30 protein-coding genes are annotated in these 26,508 nt (G+C 46.5%); 4 read left to right on the top strand and 26 right to left on the bottom strand.

The features are described 5' to 3' along the window. Nucleotides 1–21 precede the first annotated feature (21 nt). The gene (gene lexA / locus ACZMB2_RS08990; protein WP_487596483.1) at nt 22–639 is read left to right on the top strand and encodes a transcriptional repressor LexA; all 618 of its coding nucleotides are present in this window, start codon (nt 22–24) and stop codon (nt 637–639) included. A gap of 60 nt (nt 640–699) precedes the next feature. On the opposite strand, the gene ACZMB2_RS08985 is transcribed toward lexA, so the two are convergent. The 6 genes from ACZMB2_RS08985 to ACZMB2_RS08960 all read right to left on the bottom strand — a co-directional run bounded on the left by ACZMB2_RS08985 (nt 700) and on the right by ACZMB2_RS08960 (nt 6,277). Continuing rightward, nucleotides 700–1,623: a hypothetical protein gene (locus ACZMB2_RS08985; protein ID WP_487596482.1), complete on the bottom strand. Its 924-nt coding sequence runs from the start codon at nt 1,621–1,623 to the stop codon at nt 700–702. Beyond that, the gene (locus ACZMB2_RS08980; protein WP_487596481.1) at nt 1,620–3,005 is read right to left on the bottom strand and encodes a sensor histidine kinase; all 1,386 of its coding nucleotides are present in this window, start codon (nt 3,003–3,005) and stop codon (nt 1,620–1,622) included. Before ACZMB2_RS08980 ends, ACZMB2_RS08985 begins: the two co-directional genes overlap by 4 nt. Before the next feature lie 47 nt (nt 3,006–3,052). Further along, entirely contained in the window at nt 3,053–3,706 is a 654-nt protein-coding gene (locus ACZMB2_RS08975) for a response regulator transcription factor (protein ID WP_487596480.1), read from the bottom strand. 74 nt (nt 3,707–3,780) lie between these two features. Beyond that, on the bottom strand, nt 3,781–4,959 hold the full coding sequence (locus tag ACZMB2_RS08970; RefSeq protein ID WP_487596479.1) for a hypothetical protein: 1,179 nt from the start codon (nt 4,957–4,959) through the stop codon (nt 3,781–3,783). Nucleotides 4,960–5,261: 302 nt separating this feature from the next. Then, complete coding sequence (locus ACZMB2_RS08965; protein WP_487596478.1) at nt 5,262–5,585, bottom strand: branched-chain amino acid transport AzlD family protein; 324 nt, start codon at nt 5,583–5,585, stop codon at nt 5,262–5,264. Then, nucleotides 5,582–6,277: an AzlC family ABC transporter permease gene (locus ACZMB2_RS08960; RefSeq protein ID WP_487596477.1), complete on the bottom strand. Its 696-nt coding sequence runs from the start codon at nt 6,275–6,277 to the stop codon at nt 5,582–5,584. Before ACZMB2_RS08960 ends, ACZMB2_RS08965 begins: the two co-directional genes overlap by 4 nt. Nucleotides 6,278–6,414: 137 nt before the next feature. Between ACZMB2_RS08960 and ACZMB2_RS08955 the strand changes: the two genes are divergently transcribed. Next, on the top strand, nt 6,415–6,966 hold the full coding sequence (locus ACZMB2_RS08955; protein ID WP_487596476.1) for a helix-turn-helix domain-containing protein: 552 nt from the start codon (nt 6,415–6,417) through the stop codon (nt 6,964–6,966). A gap of 17 nt (nt 6,967–6,983) precedes the next feature. Here the strand turns inward: ACZMB2_RS08955 and sdaAA are convergent, their stop codons facing one another. The 20 genes from sdaAA to ACZMB2_RS08855 form a co-directional block, all read right to left on the bottom strand. Then, the gene (gene sdaAA, locus ACZMB2_RS08950; protein ID WP_487596495.1) at nt 6,984–7,853 is read right to left on the bottom strand and encodes an L-serine ammonia-lyase, iron-sulfur-dependent, subunit alpha; all 870 of its coding nucleotides are present in this window, start codon (nt 7,851–7,853) and stop codon (nt 6,984–6,986) included. Nucleotides 7,854–7,872: 19 nt separating this feature from the next. Beyond that, nucleotides 7,873–8,541: an L-serine ammonia-lyase, iron-sulfur-dependent subunit beta gene (sdaAB, locus tag ACZMB2_RS08945; RefSeq protein ID WP_487596475.1), complete on the bottom strand. Its 669-nt coding sequence runs from the start codon at nt 8,539–8,541 to the stop codon at nt 7,873–7,875. A gap of 1 nt (nt 8,542) precedes the next feature. After that, nucleotides 8,543–9,754 carry a dicarboxylate/amino acid:cation symporter gene (locus ACZMB2_RS08940; protein ID WP_487596474.1) on the bottom strand — a complete coding sequence of 404 codons (1,212 nt, stop codon included), beginning with the start codon at nt 9,752–9,754 and terminating at the stop codon, nt 8,543–8,545. A gap of 153 nt (nt 9,755–9,907) precedes the next feature. Next, complete coding sequence (locus tag ACZMB2_RS08935; RefSeq protein ID WP_487596473.1) at nt 9,908–10,849, bottom strand: AEC family transporter; 942 nt, start codon at nt 10,847–10,849, stop codon at nt 9,908–9,910. 6 nt (nt 10,850–10,855) lie between these two features. Further along, nucleotides 10,856–11,476 carry an NUDIX hydrolase gene (locus ACZMB2_RS08930; protein WP_487596472.1) on the bottom strand — a complete coding sequence of 207 codons (621 nt, stop codon included), beginning with the start codon at nt 11,474–11,476 and terminating at the stop codon, nt 10,856–10,858. Between the two features lie 2 nt (nt 11,477–11,478). Next, nucleotides 11,479–11,841: a ribosome silencing factor gene (gene rsfS / locus ACZMB2_RS08925; RefSeq protein WP_487596471.1), complete on the bottom strand. Its 363-nt coding sequence runs from the start codon at nt 11,839–11,841 to the stop codon at nt 11,479–11,481. Between the two features lie 12 nt (nt 11,842–11,853). After that, on the bottom strand, nt 11,854–12,435 hold the full coding sequence (yqeK, locus tag ACZMB2_RS08920) for a bis(5'-nucleosyl)-tetraphosphatase (symmetrical) YqeK (protein ID WP_487596470.1): 582 nt from the start codon (nt 12,433–12,435) through the stop codon (nt 11,854–11,856). 16 nt (nt 12,436–12,451) lie between these two features. Then, complete coding sequence (gene nadD / locus ACZMB2_RS08915) at nt 12,452–13,066, bottom strand: nicotinate-nucleotide adenylyltransferase (RefSeq protein ID WP_487596469.1); 615 nt, start codon at nt 13,064–13,066, stop codon at nt 12,452–12,454. 17 nt (nt 13,067–13,083) lie between these two features. Next, complete coding sequence (yhbY, locus tag ACZMB2_RS08910; RefSeq protein ID WP_487596468.1) at nt 13,084–13,377, bottom strand: ribosome assembly RNA-binding protein YhbY; 294 nt, start codon at nt 13,375–13,377, stop codon at nt 13,084–13,086. A gap of 11 nt (nt 13,378–13,388) precedes the next feature. Then, nucleotides 13,389–14,678 (bottom strand): GTPase ObgE, encoded by a 1,290-nt coding sequence (gene obgE, locus ACZMB2_RS08905; protein WP_487596467.1) that lies wholly within the window; start codon nt 14,676–14,678, stop codon nt 13,389–13,391. 92 nt (nt 14,679–14,770) lie between these two features. Continuing rightward, nucleotides 14,771–15,058, bottom strand: a complete 288-nt coding sequence (gene rpmA / locus ACZMB2_RS08900; protein WP_487596466.1) for a 50S ribosomal protein L27 — start codon at nt 15,056–15,058, stop codon at nt 14,771–14,773. A gap of 57 nt (nt 15,059–15,115) precedes the next feature. Beyond that, nucleotides 15,116–15,424, bottom strand: coding sequence for a 50S ribosomal protein L21 (rplU, locus tag ACZMB2_RS08895; RefSeq protein ID WP_118769547.1), 309 nt, complete (start codon nt 15,422–15,424; stop codon nt 15,116–15,118). A gap of 147 nt (nt 15,425–15,571) precedes the next feature. Then, nucleotides 15,572–15,898: a ribosomal-processing cysteine protease Prp gene (locus tag ACZMB2_RS08890; protein ID WP_487596465.1), complete on the bottom strand. Its 327-nt coding sequence runs from the start codon at nt 15,896–15,898 to the stop codon at nt 15,572–15,574. Continuing rightward, nucleotides 15,895–17,094: a ribonuclease E/G gene (locus tag ACZMB2_RS08885; RefSeq protein ID WP_487596464.1), complete on the bottom strand. Its 1,200-nt coding sequence runs from the start codon at nt 17,092–17,094 to the stop codon at nt 15,895–15,897. Before ACZMB2_RS08885 ends, ACZMB2_RS08890 begins: the two co-directional genes overlap by 4 nt. Further along, nucleotides 17,087–17,791 (bottom strand): TIGR03936 family radical SAM-associated protein, encoded by a 705-nt coding sequence (locus tag ACZMB2_RS08880; protein WP_487596463.1) that lies wholly within the window; start codon nt 17,789–17,791, stop codon nt 17,087–17,089. The genes ACZMB2_RS08885 and ACZMB2_RS08880 overlap by 8 nt, the downstream gene beginning before the upstream one ends. Continuing rightward, a complete protein-coding gene (locus ACZMB2_RS08875) occupies nt 17,781–19,640 on the bottom strand; it encodes a TIGR03960 family B12-binding radical SAM protein (RefSeq protein ID WP_487596462.1) in 1,860 nt (619 codons plus the stop codon). Before ACZMB2_RS08875 ends, ACZMB2_RS08880 begins: the two co-directional genes overlap by 11 nt. A 193-nt stretch (nt 19,641–19,833) precedes the next feature. After that, nucleotides 19,834–21,138, bottom strand: coding sequence for a phosphopyruvate hydratase (eno, locus tag ACZMB2_RS08870; RefSeq protein ID WP_487596461.1), 1,305 nt, complete (start codon nt 21,136–21,138; stop codon nt 19,834–19,836). Between the two features lie 212 nt (nt 21,139–21,350). After that, on the bottom strand, nt 21,351–22,100 hold the full coding sequence (pflA, locus tag ACZMB2_RS08865) for a pyruvate formate-lyase-activating protein (protein ID WP_487596460.1): 750 nt from the start codon (nt 22,098–22,100) through the stop codon (nt 21,351–21,353). 6 nt (nt 22,101–22,106) lie between these two features. Then, nucleotides 22,107–24,359, bottom strand: a complete 2,253-nt coding sequence (gene pflB, locus ACZMB2_RS08860; RefSeq protein ID WP_487596459.1) for a formate C-acetyltransferase — start codon at nt 24,357–24,359, stop codon at nt 22,107–22,109. Nucleotides 24,360–24,497: 138 nt separating this feature from the next. Then, the gene (locus ACZMB2_RS08855; RefSeq protein WP_487596458.1) at nt 24,498–25,358 is read right to left on the bottom strand and encodes a LysR family transcriptional regulator; all 861 of its coding nucleotides are present in this window, start codon (nt 25,356–25,358) and stop codon (nt 24,498–24,500) included. A gap of 120 nt (nt 25,359–25,478) precedes the next feature. Between ACZMB2_RS08855 and ACZMB2_RS08850 the strand changes: the two genes are divergently transcribed. Together ACZMB2_RS08850 and ACZMB2_RS08845 are read left to right on the top strand one after the other, a co-directional pair. Continuing rightward, entirely contained in the window at nt 25,479–26,207 is a 729-nt protein-coding gene (locus tag ACZMB2_RS08850) for an AzlC family ABC transporter permease (protein ID WP_487596457.1), read from the top strand. Then, nucleotides 26,197–26,502, top strand: a complete 306-nt coding sequence (locus tag ACZMB2_RS08845) for a branched-chain amino acid transport AzlD family protein (protein ID WP_487596456.1) — start codon at nt 26,197–26,199, stop codon at nt 26,500–26,502. The genes ACZMB2_RS08850 and ACZMB2_RS08845 overlap by 11 nt, the downstream gene beginning before the upstream one ends. Nucleotides 26,503–26,508 lie beyond the last annotated feature (6 nt).

Here is a 26,508-nt window from a genome sequence, read left to right as displayed (position 1 = left end):
CGACTAGCAGGAGGAACTTTTATGAGTTACGGAAAAATCACACCAAAACAACAGGAGATTCTGGATTTTATCAAATCCGAGATACTGAATAAGGGTTATCCGCCTGCCGTAAGAGATATCTGTGAGGCCGTTCATCTGAAGTCCACCTCCTCCGTCCATTCCCATCTGGAGACACTGGAGAAGAACGGATATATCAGAAGAGATCCTACCAAGCCCCGTGCCATTGAGATTATGGATGATCAGTTTAATCTGACCCGCCGGGAGATGGTGAACGTTCCCATGATTGGAACTGTGGCAGCAGGACAGCCAATTCTGGCACAGGAACATATTGAAGGTTACTTCCCCATTCCGGCAGAATATATGCCGAATACAGACTGCTTTATGCTGAAGGTAAAAGGGGAAAGCATGATCAATGCCGGTATTTTCAGCGGCGACTATATCATGGTCCGTCAGCAGAGTAATGCAGAGAACGGGGATATGGTAGTGGCGCTGGTAGAGGACTCTGCTACTGTTAAAACCTTCTATAAAGAAGACGGACATATCCGTCTTCAGCCGGAGAATGATTCCATGGATCCGATTATCGTGGAGGATGTCCAGATTCTTGGCAAAGTGTTCGGCGTGTTCCGGATGTTTAATTAAATTCAAAAAAGCAAAAGCGCTTTCTGATGGATCGAATCGTCAGGAAGCGCTCTTTTTGTATCAGTTCATATTTTTTTGAATCTTATCAGCCAGTCCACGGATGCCTACACTGTATCCATAGATTGGGTATTTTAATTGGGTGTTTTGCTCATGCTTTTGCATTTCTATATAGGCGCTTTCGCCCTCTTCCAGACGCAGCACTGACAGACAGTCATAGTTCCGTCCTTCATCTCCATATACGGTCTGAAAATCACTAGCCTGATAATAATAAAAGGCTCCTGATGCGAATTGTTCCGCATATTCCTCTCCGTAAAAAACTTCTGCAACAGTGGCTGCATTTTGCGGTGATTCCGTCCAACTGTCATCTGCTTCCCTATCGGTAAGCAGATTATAGATCTCTGCATAATAAATCTGGCAGGTGGATGCGTTCACAAGAAAATAGTAATCAAATGTCTGTTCATCAGAAAAACGCAAATACCAGAGATTCATCATCTGCATCATGTGGCTATCCGGGTCAGATTCACAGGTCAGGCTGTAATATTTTGCAAATTTCAGTTCATTCATCCAGTCATAAAAAGCCGGTGCTTCTTTTGATGCTTGCTTTTTCATTATCTCCATAAGATAATTTTCATAGATTCCGGGTTCCAGCCATGGAATATAGCCATCTCCGACTGCCAGCGCTACCTGATCTGTGATTTGGGCAATCAATGTACTGTTCTGCCAGGTTTCCTGATCAGAATAATTAGATAACAGCATCAAATTTCCGCTGTTTCCAATGGAGTTCAGAAGTTTTACCTGATCGACCAACTGATCGGAACTCTGCGCCAGAAAAGAAAACTGGTCCCGGTTGATAATGGATACGGTATTTAAATCTCTTAGATCCAGAATCCGGCTGAAATATCGGGGACCCATAACAGCGCCTACGGCTAAGCAGATGACGCCTGTCAGGCACAGACAGAATATTTTATTTGATCGTGTAATCATATTGCGTCCTCCCCGTATGGGAAACAGATAGCAACGACTGTTCCCTCTCCTGATTTACTGAAGATTTTCCAGTGGGCGTGATGGAGTTTTACAATCCGGCTGCAAAGAGTCATACCCAGTCCGGCTCCGCCCTCTTTCCGGGAACGGGATTTATCTGCCATATAGAAAGCTTCCGTAATTCGGTTAATGTCTTCTGGACGGATGCCACAGCCGTTGTCCTCAATACAGATCAGATAAGAATGGCTGTATTTTCGGCCTTTGATCCAGATCTGGCCGCATTCCGGAAGTGCTTTTCTGGCATTGTCCAGCACATTTACAAAAAGCGAGATCAGGAGATCCTGTTCGCCTGAAATCCGGGCCGGATCCAACTTCGTTTCCACGGTAATCTTTTTTTCTTTTCGGCCTGGATTTGTCAGAGCCAGTGCCTGATTCATCAAGTCTGTCACTGATAAGAGCCGGAATTCATGTTCCTGTTTTTCCATGACAATCAGATCCAGTAATCGGAAGGATAAACTTTCCAGACGTTTTCCCTGCTGGAAAATATAGTTGGCAGCGTCCACGGTCTCTTCTCTGCTGCACTCAAAGGAACGGAGCATATCCGCATATCCGATGATGGAAGTCAGGGGTGTCTTCAGCTCATGGGCAAAGGATGCCGTAAAATCTTCCTGCTTCTTTGCCTGCAGGGTTAGTTCTTCCATTTTATTGGAAAGGGATGCAGCCATTCGGTTGAAATCCGCAGAAAGTCTTGCAATTTCATCACTGCCCTGCACCGGAGCCCTGGCAGTCAGATCTCCTCTGGTAAATTTCCGGGTAATCCGGGACAGATTTGTTACCGAGCGAGTCAACATATGGCTGATGAGGAATACCAGAAGTGTCACCAACACAGTCATTCCCATCATCACTACCATGTACCAGTCATAATAGCTTTCACGCTCCTGATAAAGATCTGAAATATCCGTCAGGCTTTCCAACAGATAGGTCTTTCCTCCCACGGTGGAGCGGCAGGCATAGAGAAGCCAGGTGGCATCCCCTGCCCGTTTTACCAGATAACTGCAGGACTGCTCTTGATTTAACACGCTTAAAGGTTCCGTTCCGTCAATCTTACAGCTGTTTCTTTCATAGAGCAGGTCCTTGCTGCTGTTGTAGATGCGGTAGACATTACCGGAATCCGAGAGGTTCTGGGTTACTGTCACCGCGATCACCTGCACCATATTATCGGACAAATTCTCTGAATCCATACTGTTCAGACTGGTCTCGAAAGCCAACTGGTACATTCGGTTGTCCCACTCTCCGTCTTTCAGCGCTTTTTCATAAGAATGCTGAAAGGTCATCTGGATCATCCAGGTGCCAAACAGACCAAAGACCAGTAAAAATAATGTCATAAAGGAAAAATAGATTTTCCAGAAAAATTTCATAGACTGTTACTCCATCAGGTTTCCAGACGATAACCAATCTTGTAGACGGCGCAGATATGTTTGTCCCATCCCAGTTTCTTTTTTAGGCGCTGGACATGAAGATCAATGGTCCGACTGTCTCCCGTGTATTCTTTTTCCCACACCTGTTCATAGATTATTTCCCGATACAAGGCAATATTGGGATTTCTGGCAAAGAACAGTAATAGCTCATATTCTTTCAGTGTTAATAAGACCTGCTGCCCGTTCTGGATTACTACCCTGGAAGAAAGGTCAATCTCCACATCCAGAACCCGGATGGTCTTTCCGATTTTATTGTAGCGGCGAAGAACCGTCTCCACTCGCGCCAGTAATTCCACAATCTCAAAGGGTTTGGAGATGTAGTCTTCCGCTCCCATCTTCAGTCCTTTTACTTTATGTTCGGTTGTTCCCATGGCGGTTATGAAAATGACTGGAAGTTGTAAGGTTTTGGCATATTCCATCAGCTCATAGCCATTGATCTTCGGAAGCATAATATCCAGAAGTAGCAGATCAAAATGGCCATTTTCCATCTGATCTGCCGCTTCCTCTCCATCATAAGCACAGGTACATTCGTAGCCCGCTTTGGTCAGGTTTACACGGATCAGGTTTGCAATGGGTTCCTCATCCTCGGCAATCAATATTTTCAGCATCGCACATCTTCTCCCCTTCTTCGTATCAGACCATTCTATGGCAGGTTTGCATCAAATTTGTATCTCCCGTCTGCTCAATGGGTTGCTATTCCAAATTCATAGGGCTGGTCCCAGTTTTTGGAAACCGTTTCAATTCTGAGCTGTACCGTCTCCGGAATTTCAGTGTCAACACGAAAATGCATAGTCAGCGGAGAATTTGCCATTCCCTTTACATAATGACCAAAGATCCAGTCTTCATCCACTCCAAAAGCCGGCGGAAGCGGCTCGGTACGATGCTCCCCGGTATGAGTATAGACATCATAAGTACGTTCCGTGAATACGCCGCGACTGGCTTCGATGTAAACGAGAGAAGTTCCCTCTTCCATTTCTACCGGTTTTACCGTTAATTCCACTTTCGTCGCCCCTTCTTCTCCCGGCAATCGGTGAATTTCGGTAATTTGATAAGTGTCCTCACCAACGGAAAATGGAATTTCACAGCTGACAGGTGTCTCATCCTGAGGAATAGGAATTTCCACAATGAGATTCTGATCTGATACATCAGCCGTCAGACCAATGCGTGCAATTTGTACAGTGTCACTTCCCTGATCTCTGCTGCAGAAATAGGTTTCTTTTCCATATTGTTTTAGCGTCAGTGCGATCGGTAAATTCGTTTCATTCAGCTGGGAAATTTCCCAGAGATCCTCTGTATAAGGATAAATTTTATCTCCTACCCATACCAGACTTCTGCCGTTATGGGTCACGGTGGTGCCGATGTCTTCTAAGTCTGCATAGGTGGGAAGCGGCACCATTTTTACGGTGACGGTCTGGTCAAAGATATGGTAAATATACTGTTCTTTCACATCTCCGCCATAAGGAACTTTCCAGTGAAGCTTCACCGGTATGGCATCTTCATTGACAATTATCCCATGGGAACTGCCCATGCTGGCAATACCCGGACTTTCCATATAAACATGTTTACGCAAGTACTCTGAATAATCGTCTCGGTCTGCGATTTCACGATTCATTATATTGATATATGTATACAAGGTATTGTCTTGCCAGAGAACGCCTGCGAATTCTACTTTTCCTTCTTCTGTCGCCAGTGTCATCGGAAGATCCTCTCCCTTATACCAAGCATCATCTGACGCACTCTGAATTCCGATGTTGTCGTCAAAGCGGTAACCGACATGTTCCGGTTGATTCGTCCGAGCAGCACTGCAGCCTGTCAGCAGCAGGCAAGACAGCAGGATCATAGATAATGGGGATTTTCTCATGGTGACACCTCCTCTTCGTATGCACTTTTTCTTTTATTTTACCATAGATAACAAAAGAGCACACGCATTTTCGCATGTACTCTCTTGGTTGATATTGAAAATGTTGCGGCTTACACAGACAATGGGCGCTCCGGTGGAAGTGACAGCCTGTGAAAGGAACGTCCGCAGTCCCGGTACTTCCTGAGAATGAGCCATAGGCGATATTCGAAGGTTAGTACCGCTGGATCGAGGACTTAGCGCAAGCGGTTCCGCTCACAGTCTGTCACTTCCATCCGGGCATTCATTACTTATAAACTGCAACATTAGAATACCAGCTGCACCAGTGCCATATAAAGGATGGTTCCACCAGCGATGGAAAGCAGGGTATTCTTCTTCCATTTATGTAAGAAAATGATAAATACGATGGCAATAGCCTCCGGAATGCCGTGAGTACCGCTCTCCGGCACACCTTTCAGACAGTACACCACCAGAAGGCTGATGACTGCATAGGGAAGCACGGTTCCCAGGTATCGTACCACATCCGGCGGATTCTTTCCTTCCGGGAAAATCAAAAATGGCAGGAAGCGGGTCGCCATGGTGCCCAGCACGACGGCCACAATGGTAATAATCTGTTGTGCGATTGTCATTTCTCTTCCGCCTCCGTATCCATATATTTTCTTCCTGCAAGGAAGCTTGCCGTCATAAGAATCATGGAGGGAATCATAAAGTTGTCACCGCCGAAAATCATCAGGCAGATGACCGGGCAAATAAGACCGATGAGGGCCGGGCGGTGATCTTTATGCTCTTCCCACTGATTGACCAGCATGACCACAAAGAGAGCGGTCATGACAAATTCAATGCCTTCTGTATTAAAATGAATCACATAGCCAAGCAAAGCTCCCATGGTGGCACCGAACACCCAGTAGATCTGATTGAGAAGGTTTACAAAGAACATGAACCAGCCCCGGTCCACGTCTTCCGGCGGCGTGACTGCAGAATTGATGGTGAAGGATTCATCGCACATGCCAAAGATCAGATATGGTTTCTTCCATCCGATGTTCTTATATTTTTCCAGCATGGACAATCCATAGAACAGATGTCTTGCATTGACCATCAGCGCCAGAAAAAAGGCCGCAATGGGATTAAAGGCAGACAATAACAGATTGCAGGTTACAAATTCCATGGAACCTGCGAAAATAAACATACTCATAAACAGCGGATAGACAAAAGAAAATCCTTTGCTCCGCATCATAAATCCATACGACATTCCTAAAAATAAGAATCCGATACAGATCGGCAGTGTATACGGAAACGCTGCCCGGAACGCTTTCTTTTTCATGTTGACGATCCTTTCCGTAAACTTTATAATAAAATAAATTGTACATTCGTTCAATATTCTGAATGACTTTTTCATATTACCTTGATATGATTTGTTTGTCAACAGAGAAAATACAGCCACCAAAAAGGAGCTTTTCTATGGATCTTGGAAAAATTATCGGTGAAAACCTGCGGCGATTGCGAACCGAACGGAATCTGTCCCTGGGGCAGCTGGCCAAAACTTCAGAAATCAGTAAAGGAATTTTGTCAGAAATTGAGAAAGGAAACAGCAATCCTACCATCAATACGATTCTGAAGATTGCCGATGGACTCAGCACTCCCTATACGGCTCTTCTGGAAGAGCCGGAAAAGGAATGTGATCTGATTCGAAAGGAGGATACAGAGATTCAGCAGTACGATTTTGGAACTTATCGTCTCCGCTGTTATTTTCCCTGCAGTTCCTCCCGGAATTTTGAGTATTTTCAAATGGAGCTGGATGCGGGATGTTCTCATACGTCTATCGGCCACCCGCCTAAGGCTCAGGAATATCTCTATGTAATCCGTGGCACGGTGGCGCTTACGGCAGGCAGTGAAGAACATGTCCTGCATCCTGGCGACGCGTTACTGTTCGCCTCTTCCATTCCCCATGTCTATGAAAACCGAACCAATGAGACTGCGGAATGTATGATTATTAATTATTACGGGGGATAAAAGACGAAATATATCCGTCAGCCGCAGCCGTTGCAGCCACTGCATACGGATGGTGCGGTTGCACATCCTCCCAGTGCTGTTTCCCGGAGCTCTGCTGGGATTCGTTTTCCTACGGTATACATGACCTGAATCATCTCATCCAGGGGAATCCGCTGTGGAATTCCTGCAAGAGCCATTTCCGCGGCAATGAGGCTGTTGGCCACACCGGCTGCATTGCGGTTCTGGCAGGGATATTCCACCAGTCCACCTACTGGATCGCAGACCAGTCCCAGCATGTTCATAAGTACCGTGGAAGCCGCATCGAGACATTGTCCTGGTGTTCCGCCCATGAGCTCTACTGCTGCAGACGCTGCCATGGCAGATGCCACACCCACCTCTGCCTGGCATCCGCCGACGGCTCCGGCTACCGTTGCATTTCGCATAGCCAGATAGCCGACTGCTCCGGCATTAAAGAGCACCTTCACCATCTGGTCATCCGAGAGATTATAAGTCTCCTGAAAAGCCAACAGAAGGCCCGGTACGATACCGGCAGATCCAGCGGTAGGTGCTGCCACAATCAGACCCATGGAAGAATTGGTCTCCAATACGGCCATAGCATAGGTAATGGCTTTTTCCAGAATCGGTCCACACAGGCCTTTTCCGGCTGCCTGGTGTTCGGAAAGCTTTCTGGCTTCGCCGCCAATGAGTCCGCCCATGGAATTTACAGGTGTCTGAATGGGGGTTCGGGCAGAGTCTCTCATAATATGGAAGGCTTTTTCCATACGGGCCAGCGCTTCCAACTCTGAAATTTCCCCAAGCTCCACTTCCCGCTTCAGCATCACTTCAGAGATGGCATTTCCAGATTCTTCACAGAGGTGAAGCAGTTCTTTTGCATTTTTAAAATCCATCATCAACCTCTTCTCCTCTCTAAGGCTGTACGATCATGACATCATGGACATGTTCATTCTTCAGAAGTTCTTCCCGAATATTTTCAGGAAGATGACCATCAGATTCTACAATCGTATAGGCAATATCGCCCTTTCCTTCCCGGAATAAACGCATAAAAGCAATGTTGACGTTCCGGTCACTTAAAGCCTTTGTAATATGCGCCACAACACCGGGACGATCTTTTTGAATGACGATCACCGCACTATATTCGCCGGTAAAATCCACCTGAACCTTGTTGATACGTGAAATACGTACCTTGCCTCCGCCCAGTGATTCACCGCGGACCGTCATCTCCTGCCCTGCCTTATTTACCATATGAATATCGACGGTGTTAGGGTGCACATCTGTCTCTTCTTCATTGGGCTGAAACTGGAATGCAATGCCTTCGTTTTCTGCAATTTCAAAGGAATTACGGATCCGCATATCATCAGTGGTAAATCCCATGATTCCACCTAATAATGCCCGGTCTGTACCGTGTCCCCGATAGGTTCTGGCAAAAGAACCATAGAGCGTAAAGTCCACCTGTAGAAGTGGTCCGGTAATCATCTTTTGTGCCAGATAAGCAATCTTTGCCGCTCCGGCAGTATGAGAACTGGAAGGTCCGATCATATTCGGTCCTAACACATCAAAGACACTGATAAAAGACATTTTATGCCTCCTTAACGATAAATTTATGGTAAATCGTATCCACAATCACACCGATGGCATTGTCACCGGATACGTTGCAGGCAGTTCCAAAGGAATCCTGGGTAATGTAAAGTGCTACCATGATGGCGCAGATAGGACCATTGGGATCGCCTGCTTCTGCACCGAAAATCATGTACAGGAACGGCAGCGCTGTCATGATAGATCCGCCCGGAGCACCCGGAGAAGCCACCATGGCAATGCCAAGGGTCATAATAAATGGAATCACAGTGGACAGGCTGATGGGCAGCTGATTCATCAGGCAGACTGCTGTTGCACAGGCGGTAATGGTAATCATGGAACCAGCCATATGAATGTTGGCACACAGCGGAACTACGAAATTACGGATCTGCTCGCAGACACCATCTGCCTCTGCACACTGCAGATTGACCGGAATGGTTGCTGCAGAAGATTGGGTTCCTAATGCGGTAGTATACCCTGGAATCTGATTTTTGATTAATGTCAAAGGATTCTTCTTACTTACTGCACCTGCAATGCAGAACTGGATGGCAATGCAGATCAGATGCATGATGATGACCACAAGGAAGACTTTCCAGAGAATGCTCAAAATAGCGAAGGTCTTGCCGGATTTGGTCATGTCCACAAAAGTACCGCAGATGTACAACGGAAGCAGTGGAATAATCACCGTATGAAGCACTTTGTCAATGATTTTGGAAAAATCGCTGATACCGTTATAAAGGCTGTTTCCCATCTCTTTTCCTCTCATGGTAGACAGGCAGAGTCCGAGAACGAAAGCAAGTGCTACTGCGGACAGGGTATCTAATACCGGTTCCAGTGAAATGGAAAAATAAGAACTTAAAGAAGCATCTGCGGTTGCTGCGATCTGCTCCAGTGCCCCCGCACTCATAAAACTCGGAAACAGATTGTCAGCTACCAGGAAGGAAGCGGTTCCTGCGATCAGTGTAGAACCATAAGCAATGGCTACGGTGATCAGCAAAAGTTTACCTGCCCCCTGGGACAGATCCGCGATTCCCATGGTGACATAGGCAAGAATCATCAGCGGAATGACGAATTTTAAAAATGTACTGAAAAGTCCGGATAATGTGACAACCAGACGGCAGAAGCCCTCCGGCAGAAACTGCCCGATCAGAATACCGAGCACGATCGCAATGATCAGTTTGGGAACCAGTCCCAGTTTTCGTTTGTTTTCTCTCATGTTTGTACCCTCCAAATTTTCCCCTTTGTATGGTTTGCCATAAATGGCAGTTACTTCCAGAGTATATCATAGGGAAATACTACAATCAAACTCATACTTTTCATATATAAGATGAATAATTTTCACAATAAAAAGCACAAAAAAACTGGAAGCTTAAAAAGCTCCCAGCTGTTTAAACAGGAAAATCCATCCGCATATAGTAATGCAGGATAAAAGGGATGTAAAGATCAGACATCCTGCAGCCAGTTCCCCGTTGCTGTCCATCTGCTGCGCCATGGTATATCCCGATACCGCACAGGGGGCTCCGAACATAATAATGAGAAGCGCTAACGGAAGTCCCCGAAGCCCTAACAGATATCCGGCTCCTAATGCCAGTCCGGGACTGACAATCAGCTTTCCGTTTACCCCTAAGATCAGATTCTTCAGGTTCTCTTTGATACTGCTGAACCGGAAGGATGCGCCCATGACCATCAATGCAACGACGGATGCGGAGGAAGCGACCTGTCCCATAGGCTTTGACAAAATCACAGGAAGTTTCACTCCCAGCACAGCCGCGATAATTCCTGCCACCGCTCCGAAAATCAGGGGATTGGTCATGATTCTCTTCACAATCACCCCTGGCTTTAAGGTTCCGCCACGGAACACTTCCAGCGTTATCACCGCCAGTACATTATAGATGGGAACAATAATCGCCACCATAACTGTGGTCAGTCCCATGGCTTCATCTCCCATGAGATTGTTCATGATCGGAATTCCCATCAGTACAAAATTTCCACGGTAGACCGCCTGAATCAGCGCGCCGCGGCTGTAATTCTGCTTCTCAGTCAGCAACGCCACGACAAGCGCAAGCCCATAGACTACTAACAGCATACCAATACAGAACGCAATGTAGCCTGGTAGAATGACGCCGGAAAAATCCACGGAATAAATATTATAAAACATCATAATCGGAAACATCACCTGAAAAATCGCCTTGTTGGCATGATTCAGCTCTGTATCCGACATAATATGAAGATTCCGGGAAGCCATGCCAAGTAAAATCAATAAAAAGATCGGCATGACTGCTTCCACTGCAATCCTGAAATTCGTCAGCATCAGCAGTTACCTCAGGAAATAGAATGGATCTTCTGCTGTATGGCACAGAAAATGCATCAGAAGGTATCCGCAGTTAATCGACACATGTTCTTCCTGTAAAATCCGGCGTACCTCTTTCCGGTCAGCCAGGACAACTTCCAGATCTTCATTGTCCTCCAGTCCGGCTTTGGAAATATTGCCAGATGCGTAGCCGTAGACGGTTGCACAGGACTCATCCGTCATACCGATAGTGGTGAACAGCGGTTTGCTGAACATTTCATTGGCTTTTACCGATGTGAAATCAAGTCCGGTCTCTTCCTTTAGTTCTCTGGCTCCGGCTTCTGCATAGGTTTCCCCTGCATCTACCAGCCCCGCTGGAAATTCATAGACATAATCGTTAATGGAGAACCGGTACTGGCGAACCATCACGACTTTATCTCTTCTCGGACCATATAATGCATAGATAATTACGCCATCCGGACGATTTACCCGGGTATTCATTTTCAGTGTATCAATAGAAGACGCACGGGATGCAATGTGATAGATGCCCTGGCCTCCGACTTTATTTTCATACTGAATGTCATACATATTGAGAAAACGGTTGTCTGTCTTTTTCTCAACAGAAAGAACGCGGTCATGCTTTTCCATTTTTATGCCTCTAACTCTTCCTCAGAAACGATTTTTCCATCTCTCCAGATTCTCTCCAGATCGTAGAACAGACGGTTCTCCTCATCAAAAATGTGAACGATAATATCCTGGTAATCCATGAGAATCCAGTTTGCAGTCTGATAACCTTCAATCTGCTTCTGCTCATATCCGGCTTTATACAGACGTTCTTCTACTTCGTCTGCCATAGCCTGCACCTGATTGCGGTTGCTTCCGGATGCAATGATAAAGTAGTCTGCCAGAACGGAAACATCAGAAATGTCAAGAATTTTGATGTCGTTTGCTTTCTTCTCTTCCAGTCCTGCAATTGCCAGTTTTGCCATTTCCTTTGAATTTTTTAATACCATAGTTCTTCTCCTCTAGGGTTGTAATTGCTGTTGATAGAAATCATAGGTTGATTTTGTCATGGAATCCACATCCTCAGGAGAATCTCCCAGATAGTTCAAAGTATCCTGCAAAATCTTTAAAAGCGCACGGTCCAGGTCGATGAAAGCCAGTTTCCGGATCTCGCCAAGATTCGGCGCCTTGTCTCTTTTGGGTTCAATATAATCAGCTACATAAACGATCTTTTCCAGAAGCGTCATATCAGGACGGCCGGTGGTGTGCCAGCGAATGGCTCCCAGCACTTCCTCATCGGTAATGTCGTACTTCTTTTCAGCCAGAACAGCACCTACCTTTGCATGTAACATAAAGGGATTTTTCTTTTCCAGATCGGTAATCTCCAGCCCGTACTTTTCTGCTGTCTTCAGCTTCTTGGCATTGGGCATGCATTTGGCACAGTCGTGCATGAGTCCGGCCAGAAGCGCTTTATCAAGATCACATTCATAGCGCATGGCCAGCGCTGCACTGGTATACATAACGCCAAGCGTGTGTTCATAGCGGCTTTCGTCCATATTTTTCTTCAGGTCTTTTTTCAAATCTCTGATACAGATTTCGTCCATGTCCAAGACTCCTTTCTCATTCGTACAGATGATTCTGACGAATATAGGCTGTCACTTCTTCCGGAAGCATATCGGAAGTATCCTCCCCCTGCTGCAGTCTTTTGCGGATCTCTTCCGATGCAATATCCATGTTCGGGGTATTTAAAATACGAATATCCGCACCAAAAAGCTGCTTCAGTTCTTCGATTTTCTGAAGAATCTCATCTCTCCGGCAATGATCCCTGGTAGCCGCCAGAATGACACATTCCCGGCTGATAATATCCGGTCTTTTCCAGTCTACAAAATCAAACAGGGAATCGGCTCCCATAATGAAATAAAACTGCACCTTTGGAAACAGATCTTTTAAAATATGAATCGTTTCAAAGGTATAGTGATAGCTCATTTCAAACTGCTCCAGTCCGCATAAGCGTAAATACGGAATCCCTGCAATGGCGCGGCGCACCATTTCCATCCGATGAGAAACATCGGCCTGGGAATGGTCTCTCTTGTGAGGGGGACGTCCATTGGGCATCATCCATACTTCATCCAACGCGAACTGCCGGTAAGCCTGCTCCGCCAGTGCCAGATGCGCCTTGTGAACCGGATCGAACGTGCCGCCCATGATTCCGATCTGTTTCCAGCCTTCGTCCATATAGCCTCTCTTCTGCGCTACTTAGGAAGCACGATTTTCTTCTTCTCTTCTTTTCCTTCTTTGTAAAGCACAATCTTCTTTCCGATGACCTGTACCACCTGGGAACGAGTTCTCTCTCCCACCAGGGCTGCCAGCTCCTTCGGATCATCCATACAGTTCTGCAGCACGCTGATCTTGATCAGTTCCCGTGCTTCCAGTGCTTCTGCAATGGCTGCTGTATTCTCCGGCGTCAGACTGTTCTTGCCGATCTGGAAAATCGGTTCCATGGTCTGTGCCAGTCCTTTTAAATAAGCTCTCTGCTTGCTTGTCATAATTTATCCTCTTATTTATAATATGTGAAGCTTAATCCATACATCCGGACAGTATCGCCCTCCTGGATTCCGGCTGCTTCCAGTTCCTCCAGAATTCCTGTCTCTTTCAGGAAACGCTGGAAGAAAGCAAAGCCCTTCTCGGATTCCAGATTGGTATAGCCAAGCATTTTTTCGATTCTCGGTCCTTCCACCACGTAGGTATTTTCCTCTTCGGTGGATTTTTCCACGGTATAAGGCAGATTCTCCCGCACGAACATATCTTCCGGGAAGAACTCCTGCTCGAAGACCACCGGCTTGTGATCCATATTGTCAAGCAGTCCTTTTACGTGATACATCAGTTCCTTCAGTCCCTGGCCGCTGACTGCGGAAATCGGGAATACTTTGATTCCTTCCGGCTCAAATTCCTTGCGGATCTTCTCTACCGGATCATTTTCCTTATCCCAGATAGCATCAATCTTATTGGCAGCGATGACCTGCGGTCTGGCAGCAATCTCCGGATTGTAGGCATTCAGCTCTTTGTTAATGGCATGAATGTCTGCGATGGGATCTCGTCCCTCTACGGATGCTGCATCTACCATATGAATGATAACCTTGGTACGCTCAATATGACGAAGGAAATCCAGTCCCAGTCCCACGCCCTCGGATGCGCCCTCGATCAGTCCCGGAATATCGGCAATGACAAATCCGTCTCCGTCCAGGTCTACCACACCCAGGTTTGGGCTTAAAGTTGTGAAATGATAGTTGGCAATCTTCGGCTGGGCATTGGTTACACGGGAAAGCAAAGTAGATTTACCTACGTTCGGGAATCCAACCAGTCCCACATCTGCGATGACTTTCAGCTCCAGCATGACCTCCAGCTCCTGACAGGGCTGTCCCGGTTTTGCATATTTCGGGGCCTGCATGGTGGAAGTGGCAAAATGCTGATTGCCAATACCTCCGCGTCCGCCTTTTAAGATCACCTGACGGCGGTTCTCACCGGACATATCCGCGATGACTTTGCCGCTCTCTGCGTCTTTGATCACAGTTCCTTCCGGAACCTTTAATACAATACTCTCTCCACTTTTTCCGTGGCAGTTTCTCTTTCCGCCTTCCTGGCCGTCCTGCGCCGCATATTTGCGCTTATGGCGGTAGTCGGTCAGCGTATTCAGTCCTTCGTCCACTTCGAAGATTACATCTCCTCCGTTTCCGCCGTCACCGCCATCCGGACCGCCGTCCGGTACGAACAGTTCTCTGCGGAAGCTTACATGGCCGTCCCCGCCCTTACCTGAGCGGATATAAATCTTTGCTCTGTCTGCAAACATGTGTCGTCTCCTTTTATCTGGCTAAAAAAACAAAGTTTTTTATTAAGAAAGGGCTCCAAATCTTACCGACTTGAAGCCCTTGTGAATGCGGATTATTCAGCTGCTACCGGAACGATAGAAACCTGCTTTTTATCTCTTCCTTTTCTCTCGAAGCGAACAACTCCATCCACTAAAGCGAATAAAGTATCATCTCCGCCGCGTCCTACATTCACACCCGGGTGAATCTTGGTTCCGCGCTGTCTGTAAAGGATGTTTCCGGCTTTCACAAACTGGCCGTCAGCTCTCTTGGCACCAAGTCTCTTGGACTCGGAATCTCTGCCGTTCTTTGTAGAACCGACTCCCTTCTTATGTGCGAACATCTGAAGGTTCATATTCAACATAGGTCTGCACCTCCCTGAATTTCTTAATGAATAAGTAACTGGTTAACTGTAAAAAAATTATTTGTTGATCTTTTCGATCTTAACAGCGGTGTACTGCTGTCTGTGACCATTCTTTTTATGATATCCAGTTTTTCTCTTGTACTTGTAAACGATAACTTTTTTCGCTTTTCCGTCACCGATTACAGATGCTTCTACGGTAGCACCCTCGACTACCGGAGTACCTACGGTAAGAGCGTCGTCACATACAGCGAGAACCTGATCAAATACATAGTTAGAACCTGCTTCAGCACCGAGCTTCTCAACTTTGATCACATCGCCCTCAGATACTTTATACTGTTTACCACCTGTTGCAATAATCGCGTACATATGGCACCTCCTAATATTTACTCGCCAGCTTCGGTGTCGTCCCTTTGGACAAACTTGCAACCCCACTGCGCGGCATCTTTGATATAATAGCATAGTGTTTTATGCCTGTCAAGTAATTTACCTTAACTTTTTGGAAAACTTTCCACTCTATTTTTCTTCGGTGTCAGCCACCTGCAGATAATCCGTTCCGTAGGATTTTACAATATTCCGAAGTCCCAGCATCAGTGCATCCATCAGAAGATCCGTTCCTGCTGATACATTGGAAGTGAACTCCCAACTTTCAATCATCCCGTCTTTACAGTCGCAGGTAAAGGCATCTTCCGTAAACTCTTCAATAGAATTGATGGTATTAATGACCAATGCGGACACAGCCGCGCAGACAATATCTTCACCCTCATCCGCATATCCTGCATGACCCTGGATGTGAAAACTCTTATAATGCCCTTTTTCTTTTAACGCATGTACTTCTATCATAGTATTCCGCACTCCTTTGCCTGTTCTTTTAATGTTTTCTTTTGCTTTTTCCGGGTCAGTTCCATAAGACCTAACGCCGTCATATCGACAGCAGCGGATTTTTGCGGGTCTTTTTTCAGAAATTTCTGCATAAATGCCAGAAGTTCTTCATCTGCACCCGGTTCCGTCATATCTACAAAATCAACCAGAATGATACCAGACAGATTTCGGAGACGAAGCTGTCTTGCAATTTCCAAAGCAGCTTCCTGGTTGATTTTCCGGATGGTAGCCTGCTTGTCTTTCCCTGCAATGCATTTTCCAGTATTTACATCAATGACCGTCAGCGCTTCAGTGGCTTCAATCACAAGATAACCTCCCGATTTCAGCCAGACCCGTTCTGCCAGCGCTTCTGACAGGCCCTTTTCCATCCGGTACAGGGCTTTCAGCGGAAGCATCCGGTCTTCATAAAGCCGCAGCTTTGCTTCATCACCAGGCATTTCTTCCTGCAGAAACTGACGTATCTCTTCATAAATTTTTTCATCATCGGTGATGATTTCTTTTAAAGACTCACTTCTGCTGCCAAGTACCGATCCCAGATAAGCGGGACGATTCTGAAATACACAGGAATACACACTTCGATGAATGGCCTGTTGGCTAAGATACCTGTACTGTTCTTCCAGATGCCGGTATTCCCGGTTCAGTTCCTCTTCTGCCACGCCGGAAGCATTGGTCCTCACGATGATTCCCACTTCGTCCGGAAGCTTCAGTCCGGCCGTCCATGCTTTCAGCCGGTTCTTCTCGGGGCTGTCAAGTTTTCCGGAAAACCCAATGGTCTCATTTCCATGGGTCAGCACCAGATATTTTCCGGTCAGGCTGAACTTGGTCGTCACCGAAGGAGCTTTGGTCTTCACCGCCTCGCGGCTCACCTGAACCAGAAGTTCATCTCCCTGCACCAGTGTCGGTTTTGCTTTCGGATGAAGATAGACGGGATTCTTCACATCTTCCAGAGGAAGATAACAGAGCAATCCTGGCTCAATCTCCACAAATGCCGCCTGAATATTTTTTACAATATTCTTTACTTTTCCTATATAGATATTTCCAAGGATAGATTCCTGTTCCTTGGAAATGAGGGACAATTCCATCATACGCCCATCTTCATAGAGAGCGTCTGCCAGAACTCCGTCTTTTATATAGGTAATGATTCTTGTATTATCCAATTTCTTCTCCCAGCGCTTCCAGAGAAATGAGTTTTCGCTCTTCTTCTGTTCCCTGATCCGCGTACATTTCCCGTCTGGTCACCAGCAGAGCAAACTGCGGCATGTCCCAGCCAATATGTTCCGCAAATGCTTTCAGTACCATTTCCGGTTTCAGGTTGTGAACGCTTCCTGCGGATACCTGCATTTTGATCATATCATCCACGATCTCCCAGCTGTAGATCCACGGGCGGATGTCAATCTCCTGCTGTCCCTTCTTGGTTTCTTTCACAATCCGCATTTCCGGCTGTGCAAGAAATTCTGTAAATTGCTCTTTCCAGCCATCTTCCGGCGCGCAGCCTTCCCGGAAACGCACTTCATAATCAGCTGCTGCCACGCTCGCCATGGCATTCTTGCTGTTCTCAGGAAGCTCCCGGAAGCTCATAACGTCAATTCCTTCCACCATCACCGCATTCAGGCGGCGAACCGCTTCCTTTGATGAGATGGAACCGTTAATCCGGATATCCATATATTCGCCGTCGCTCTCCAGACCTAATCCAAGGGGAGATGCAAAGGACATAATCATATGGGGGCTATATCCTTCTGAATAGCAGATATCAATGTTTGCCCGGCGGATAGCCTTCTGGAAATATCTCATCACATCCAGATGTCCGATAAATTTTAATACTCCATATTTACGAAATCTGACTCTAATGTTCACGGCAGACACCTCCTCCGAAGACAGCTGCACCACAACCGGAACATTGCATCCGGCAGTTGGGGGTTACGGTCTCCTCATGGGCCTTTTTCCACTCTCTCTCAAGGAATGCTCTGGTTACACCAATATCAATGAAATCCCACGGGAACACTTCGTCAAGCTCTCGTTTACGAATGGTATAAAAATCAATATCCACTCCGCATTCTGCAAAAGCTTCCATCCAGAGTTCATTTTTAAAACCTTCCGTCCAGGAGTCAAAGAGACAGCCTTTCTCATAGGCTTTTTTAATGACCTTTGCTACCTTTCGATCTCCTCTTGCCAGAACGCCTTCCAGAATGGTGACATCGGCCTCATGCCAGTTGTATTTGATGCTCTTCTTGTTGAGCTGATCTTTGATCTCATGATTGACAATATAGGCTCTGTGCAGGAACTCCTCCTTGGTACACATCTGCGCCCACTGGAATGGCGTAAAGGGCTTCGGCACGAAGAAGGAAGTGCTGACTACAATCTGGCACTTTCCGTTTCTCTTTTCCTTCGGCACCTCATAATAACGCTCAGCGATCTTCTCTGCCAGCCATGCAATACCCCTCATATCTTCCTCGGTCTCCGTCGGATGTCCCAGCATGAAATACAGTTTTACACGGTTCCAGCCGCCCTCGAAGGCCTGTCCGGCACCGTTTAAAATCACTTCCTCTGTCAGACCTTTATTAATCACATCGCGGAGCCTCTGGGAACCTGCTTCCGGTGCGAAGGTCAGACTGCTCTTCCGCACATCCTGCACCTTACCCATCACATCCAGAGAGAACGCATCGATACGCAGAGACGGCAGAGAAATATTAATATCCTTGCTTCCGAACTCATCAATCAGGAAAGTGACCAGTTCCTTCAGATGGGAATAATCACTGGAACTTAAAGAGCTTAAAGAGATCTCCTCGTAGCCTGTATTTTTCAGCATGGCATAGGCTGCTTTTTTCAGCATCTCCAGATCCCGCTCTCTGGTGGGACGGTACAGCATACCGGCCTGGCAGAAACGACATCCGCGGATACAGCCTCTTTGAATCTCCAGCACCACGCGGTCCTGGGTTGCCTTGATAAACGGAACCACCGGTTTCTCCGGGTAACTGGAAGTGGTGACGTCAAGCACCAGCTGTTTCTTCACCTTCTCCGGTGCTTCCGGACAGAGGGGGATCATTTTATCAATGGTCCCATCTTCTTTATAGGAAACACTATATAAAGACGGAACGTAGATTCCCGGAATCTGCGATGCTTTCTTTAAGAAGTCTTCTCTGGATGCGTCGCTTGATTTCCATTCTTTGTAAAGTTCCAGAAGGGCATCGTACTGCACTTCACCCTCTCCGATATAGAACAGATCAAAGAAATCTGCCAGCGGTTCCGGATTATAGGTACAGGGACCGCCGCCAATGACAAAGGGATGCTCCTTTGTACGTTGGGATGCCTCCAGCGGGATCTGTGCCAGATCCAGCACCTGCAGGATGTTGGTGTAGCACATCTCATACTGGATGGTAATACCTAAGAAGTCAAAGTCCTTAATCGGATCCTGAGATTCCAGTGCGAAAAGCGGAATCTGCTGCTCCCGCATTACCTTGTCCATATCATTCCACGGAGAATAGACACGCTCACACCAGGTATCCTCTCTCTTATTAAACATATCGTAGAGAATCTGAATGCCCAGGTGGGACATACCGATCTCATACACATCCGGGAAACACATGGCGAACCGGATGTCTACCTTTTCCTTGTCCTTCATGACCGCATTGACTTCTCCGCCGATGTAACGGGCCGGTTTCTCAATGGTCATCAGGATCTCATCTGATAACGCTAATTTACGCATAAACTACCTTTTCTATTATGTTCTGTTGTTAACTGTCAATCCGAATTATTATAAGGGATTTTGGTAGTTTGTGCAAGGGTGACTTGTATGATAGTTACTGTTCTATCGAAAGCTACGCCAATTTAGGAATGTTTTTCATCAAAAACAAAGGAGCCATTGCCAAGCAACAGCTCTTTTGTATATTTCTTATATTTTAGTCATTCTTTACATTAAAGGCGCCGATTCCCGGATAAACTGCGCTTGCGCCCAGCTGTTCCTCGATTCTGAGCAGCTGATTGTATTTTGCAACACGCTCAGATCTGCTCGGAGCACCGGTCTTGATCTGGCAGGTGTTGAGTGCTACTGCAAGATCTGCAATGGTAGTGTCTGCAGTCTCACCGGAACGATGGGAAGAAATTGCGGTATAACCAGCTTTGTGAGCCATCTTGATTGCTTCCAGTGTCTCAGATACGGAACCGATCTGGTTCAGTTTGATAAGGATGGCATTTCCTGCACCCAGTTTGATACCTTTTGCAAGTCTCTCGGTATTGGTAACGAAGAGATCATCGCCAACCAGCTGTACTTTATCTCCCAGTCTTGCAGTGAGTTTCTGCCAGCCTTCCCAGTCTTCCTCATCCAGACCATCCTCGATGGAAATGATCGGGTATTTCTCGCAGAGTTTTGCCCAGTGCTCAATAAGCTCCTCGGAAGTATACTCGGTCCCTGCTTTCGGAAGTTTGTAGAAGCCTTTGCCTTTCTCGCTCTTCCACTCAGAAGATGCCGCATCCATAGCGATCTTGAAGTCTTTGCCCGGCTCGTAGCCAGCTTTCTTTACTGCCTCCAGAATGGTCTCGATTGCTTCTTCATCGGACTTCAGTGCCGGAGCAAATCCACCTTCGTCACCTACGGAAGTAGCCAGTCCGCGCTCTTTTAAAATAGAAGCCAGTGCATGGAATACCTCCGCACACCATCTTAAGCACTCTTTGAAGGACGGAGCGCCTACCGGCATAATCATGAACTCCTGCACATCCAATCCGGAAGACAGTGCATGGCATCCGCCGTTTACAATATTCATCATCGGAACCGGAAGACGGTTGCCGGATACACCGCCAAGGAAACGATACAGCGGAATATCAAGAGAAACAGATGCTGCTCTTGCTGCTGCGATGGATACAGCCAGGATTGCATTTGCACCCAGTTTGGATTTATCTTTGGTTCCATCAGCCTCGATCATCGCTTTGTCGATGGCATAAGTATCGGATGCATCCATACCGGTCAATACTTCATTAATGACGGTATTGATATTCTCTACTGCTTTGGTAACTCCTTTTCCAAGGTATCTGCTCTTGTCGCCATCTCTTAACTCCAGAGCCTCGAACTCTCCGGTGGATGCACCACTGGGAGCTGCGCCTCTTCCGATGGTTCCGTCAGCCAGATAAACTTCTGCTTCTACCGTAGGATTTCCTCTGGAATCCAGAATTTCTCTTCCTACTACCTTTTCAATCTCTAAATAATCCATAGTAAATGTTCTCCTTTATGTAAAATTTTTCATTACTACCATGTCAAGCAGGACTCCTTCACCGGAATTGTCCAGGTTCCGGTGATTTTGAAAATGGAGTTTCCTGATTTATTCACGTTAGTTAGCATTTACTAACCATGGATTATCATAACAGACCAAAACAAAAAACGCAAGAAAAGGAGCTGATAGAATTTATCAAACTCCTTTATTACTTAATATTTATGTATTTCAAGAATTTCTTCCGCTCTTCTTACTTCTTCTTCCGTCGGTGTCGGCACTCCATTCAGTGAGTATGTTATTCCTAACTTTTTCCATTTGAACAAACCAAGGGTATGATAAGGAAGAACTTCCACTCTTTTGAGTGTTGGAAGAGATCGCTCCAGATCCCGAAGTGCCAGCAAATCTTCCTCTGAATCTGTCAGCTCCGGTACCAGCACGTGGCGAATCCACATGGATTTTCCATGGTCAGCCAGATAATGGGCCATGGCAAGAATATTGTCATTGGGCTGTCCCGTCAGTTCCTTATGAAGCTTTCCATCCACTGCCTTAATATCAAGCAGAAACAGATCGGTCAACTCCATAAGACGGTCAAATTTTTCCAGATACTCCGGAGTCATCAAAAACGGATTGCCGGAGGTATCCATTGCCGTGTTTACTTTTTTTTCTTTTGCCAGGCGGAAAAATTCCGTTACAAAGTCTAACTGGAGAAGAGGCTCACCGCCGCTGACGGTAAGCCCCCCATCTTTTCCCCAGTAATTCCGGTAACGGTACACTTTACGAAACATTTCTTCTGCTGTGGAATCTTCGCCTCCCTGCATGCTCCAGGTCTCCGGATTGTGGCAGTATCTGCAGCGCATATGGCAGCCCTGCAGAAATACCACGCACCGGACTCCCGGACCATCTACCAGTCCAAATGTTTCCAGAGAATGAATCTTTCCGGTGATTACGGTATGTTCATTCATAGCCAATTACATGCTCTTGTGGCAGGTTCTGGAGATCACATCCATCTTCTGCTCTCTTGTCAGATCGATAAATTTCACTGCATATCCGGATACACGGATAGTGAAGTTTGCGTACTCCTCTTTCTCCGGATGCTCCATCGCATCGATCAGTTTCTCGGTTCCAAATACATTGACATTGAGGTGATGTGCGCCCTGATCAAAGTATCCGTCCATCACCTGTACCAGATTCTTGATTCTCTCATCCTCACTGTGTCCCAGTGCATCCGGATTGATGGTCTGGGTATTGGAAATACCATCCAGTGCCCACTCATAGGGAAGTTTTGCAACGGAGTTGAGGGAAGCCAGAAGTCCACTCTTCTCAGCACCATAGCTCGGGTTTGCTCCCGGAGACAGCGGCTCGCCTGCTTTTCTTCCGTCCGGCATGCTTCCGGTTGCCTTACCATAGACTACGTTGGAAGTAATGGTCAGGATAGAGGTGGTTGCCTCGGAATTTCTGTAGGTATGATGTTTCTTAATCTTGTCAAGGAATGTCTTCAGAAGCCATACAGCGATGTCATCTGCTCTGTCATCATCGTTACCATATCTTGGGAAATCTCCCTCGGTAATATAATCGACTACGATACCGGTCTCATCACGAACGGTTTTTACTTTTGCATATTTGATGGCACTTAAGGAGTCTACTACATGGGAGAATCCTGCAATACCAGTTGCGAAGGTTCTTCGCACATCAGTATCAATGAGGGCCATCTCAGCTGCTTCATAGTAATATTTGTCATGCATATACTGGATCAGGTTTAATACGTTGACATAAAGGCCTGCCAGCCAGTCCATCATCTTGTCATATTTTGCAATGACTTCATCGTAATCCAGATACTCGGAAGTGATCGGTTTATAGGCCGGTCCAACCTGCTCTCTGGTCTTTACATCTACACCACCGTTTACGGCATACAGAAGGCATTTTGCCAGATTTGCTCTTGCTCCGAAGAACTGCATCTCTTTACCGGTCTGGGTTGCAGACACACAGCAGCAGATGGAGTAATCATCACCCCATACCGGTTTCATCACATCATCATTCTCATACTGTACAGAACTGGTGCGGATAGAAATATCAGCTGCAAATTTCTTGAAATTCTGCGGCAGTGCAGAAGAATACAGTACAGTCAGGTTCGGCTCCGGACTCGGTCCCATATTAACCAACGTATGCAGGAAACGATAGTCGTTCTTGGTAACCATGGAACGTCCGTCTACACCGATACCAGCCACCTCCAGAGTTGCCCATACCGGGTCGCCGGAGAACAGCTGATTGTAGGACGGAATTCTTGCGAATTTTACCATACGAAGCTTCATAACGAAATGGTCGATGAGCTCCTGGGCCTCTTTCTCAGTGAGGCTGCCATTTTCCAGATCTCTCTGAATATAGATGTCAAGGAAGGTAGATACGCGGCCAACACTCATAGCTGCACCGTTCTGGGTTTTCACAGCTGCCAGATATCCAAAATACAGCCACTGTACTGCTTCTTTTGCATTCTTGGCAGGCTGGGAAATATCAAAGCCGTAGATCTCAGCCATCTTCTTCATCTGGCCAAGTGCCTGATACTGTCTGCTGATCTCTTCTCTCTGACGGATCACATCATCCGTCATGGTGCCGTCTCCGCAGTTCGCGAAATCTTCTGCCTTCTTTTCCATCAGAAAATCAATTCCGTACAGAGCCACACGACGGTAGTCACCGACGATACGTCCTCTTCCGTAGGTGTCCGGAAGTCCGGTAATGATCTTGTTGTGACGTGCTTTCTTCATCTCCGGAGTATAAGCATCGAAGACGCCCTGATTATGAGTTCTGCAGTACTCGGTAAAGATTTTGTGTAGCTCCGGATCCGGCTCGTAGCCATTGGTCTGGCATGCCTGCTCGGCCATCTTGATTCCTCCAAAGGGCATAAATGCTCTCTTCAGTGGTTTGTCTGTCTGAAGTCCTACGACCTGCTCAAGATCTTTGGTCTCTTCACTGATATATCCTGCTCCATGGGATGTGATGCCGGATACAATATGAGTATCCATATCCAGAATGCCGCCTTTTGCACGCTCTTCTTTCTGCAGTCCCTGCAGAATTCCCCATAATTTGTCAGTTGCCTCTGTGGGTCCCTCCAGGAAGGATTCGTCTCCCACATACGGGGTATAGTTTTTCTGGATGAAATCTCTTACATTGATCTCTTCTTTCCAGATGCGGCCTTCAAATCCGCCCCACTGTTCAAAATTTTTCATCTATGAACCTCCTTGTGATAAATAATTAGCGTAGTATAACTTTCGAGACGCTGTTATTATATCATGGCCCATAGGAAATACAAGAAAAAGTGCCTTTCACGCAAAAATTTCTCAATATCTGCAAGATCTGGTGGTTTGTTAAAATTTTAACCGCACATAAGACACAAACTTTCTTGCTGCAAAGGGCATCGTATTCCAATCTTTCCACACCAGTGCCACCGGACGTTCCATCCGCTCTTTTACCGGGCGGACGGCAAGCCCTGCTTCGAATCCTTCCAGCACTCTTTTATACATGGCAGAGACTCCAAGGCTCTGTCGTACCATAGCTAAAATAGAGTAATCGTCGTATACTTTGTACTCAATTTTCGGATGCAGCCCCGCCCGCCGAAAAGCCTGCTCAGGTACGCTGTACTCTCCTTCATCCAGAAGAATGAAAGGTTCCTGCTCAAGATCTTCTAATGAAATGACTTGCTTTCTGGTCAGTGGATGTCCTTTTGGCAGTACGGCCGCCATTTCATCCTTATATAAAATACTGGTTTCCAGCCCTGGCACTGCTTCTGCATTGGCAAATCCAAAATCCACGCTTCCGTCTCTTACCCACTGGGCAATACTGGTATATTCCCCCTGTTGAAGAATGAATCGTACTTCCGGATATTGTTTCTTAAATTCCATCATCAGTCTTGGCAGGAAGGTACGGCTGACACTGGTAAAAGTTCCAATTCGGATGGCGCTGTTGGTAAGTCCCTTCATTTCCTCTTCTTTTCGTTCCAGATTCTTTTCCGCCTGATAGATCTGCTGAAAATACGGAAGATACTGCTCACCGTCTGCGGTCAGTCCAATTCCATCCTTTTTCCGGTCAATGAGCACCGTTTCTGTCTCCTGCTCCAAAGTCCGAACTGCCTGACTGACGGCACTCTGAGAATATCCCAGTTCTTCTGCTGTCTTTGTGAAACTGCCATTTTCCATTACTTTGCAAAATATTTCATATCTGGATAACATGTTATTCACCCCATCACTTTTTCTTATGCATTCATCATAATCATTCATTTTACTTATGTAAATAGAACTGGTAAAATATTGCACAGAAAATAAATCTGATTCTTGGGAGGAATCCGTGTTATGAGTAAATCAAATGCAAAGATATTCCAGGAGGGAATGAAGGATGCCATTCCCATAGGACTTGGGTATTTTGCGGTGGCTTTTTCACTGGGTATTGCCGCAAGAAATGCGGGCATGAATGCAGTTCAGGGATTTTTGCTCAGCTTTCTGAATAATGCGTCTGCCGGAGAATATGCCGGAATTACCGTGATCGCAGCCAATGCTTCCTACATAGAAATTGCTGTCGTTACATTGATTGCCAATGCCCGGTATCTTCTCATGAGCTGCGCCATGGGACAGCGTCTGAAACCCGGGCTTTCCTTCGGACACCGGCTTTTAATGGGTTACGATATTACCGATGAGCTCTTTGGCATCGCCATTGCCCGTCCCGGCTATCTGGAACCTTTCTATACCTACGGCGCCATGCTGACCGCCATTCCCTGCTGGGCAACCGGAACGGCCTGCGGTATCATTGCCGGAAATATCATGCCGGCCCGTGTGGTGAGTGCATTAAGTGTTTCTCTGTTTGGCATGTTCCTGGCAATCATCATTCCTCCGGCAAAAAAAGATAAGGTTGTTGCAGCACTGATTATTCTGGCCTTTGCTTTGAGCTGGGCTGCTTCTGTTTTTGCCCCATTTTCTGATCTTTCAGAAGGAACACGTACGATTATTTTAACCGTTGCCATATCCGGAGGAGCTGCTGTATTGTTCCCCATTTCAACAAAAGGAGAAAATCATCATGACGCATAATATGTATATTTATATTCTGATCACAGGTGTAGTATCTTATATTATTCGGGTACTGCCACTCACTCTGATCCGGAAACCCATTGAGAATAAATATTTACAATCATTTCTTTATTATGTACCTTATGTGACACTGGCAGTGATGACCTTTCCGGCCATTATCCATGCCACCCAGTCTCCGGTATCCGGAGTCCTGGCGCTGATTATCGGTATCTTCGCCGCTTATGCAGGTGCTGGACTTTTGCCGGTGGCTGTCATCTGCTGTGTTGTGGTATTTGGTATTGAGTTTTTTCTGTAGTTCGTC

The organism is Hominiventricola sp. (assembly GCF_057604405.1).
The sequence above is the reverse complement of the archived record's forward strand: the minus strand, read 5'-3'. Positions and strand labels throughout refer to the sequence as shown.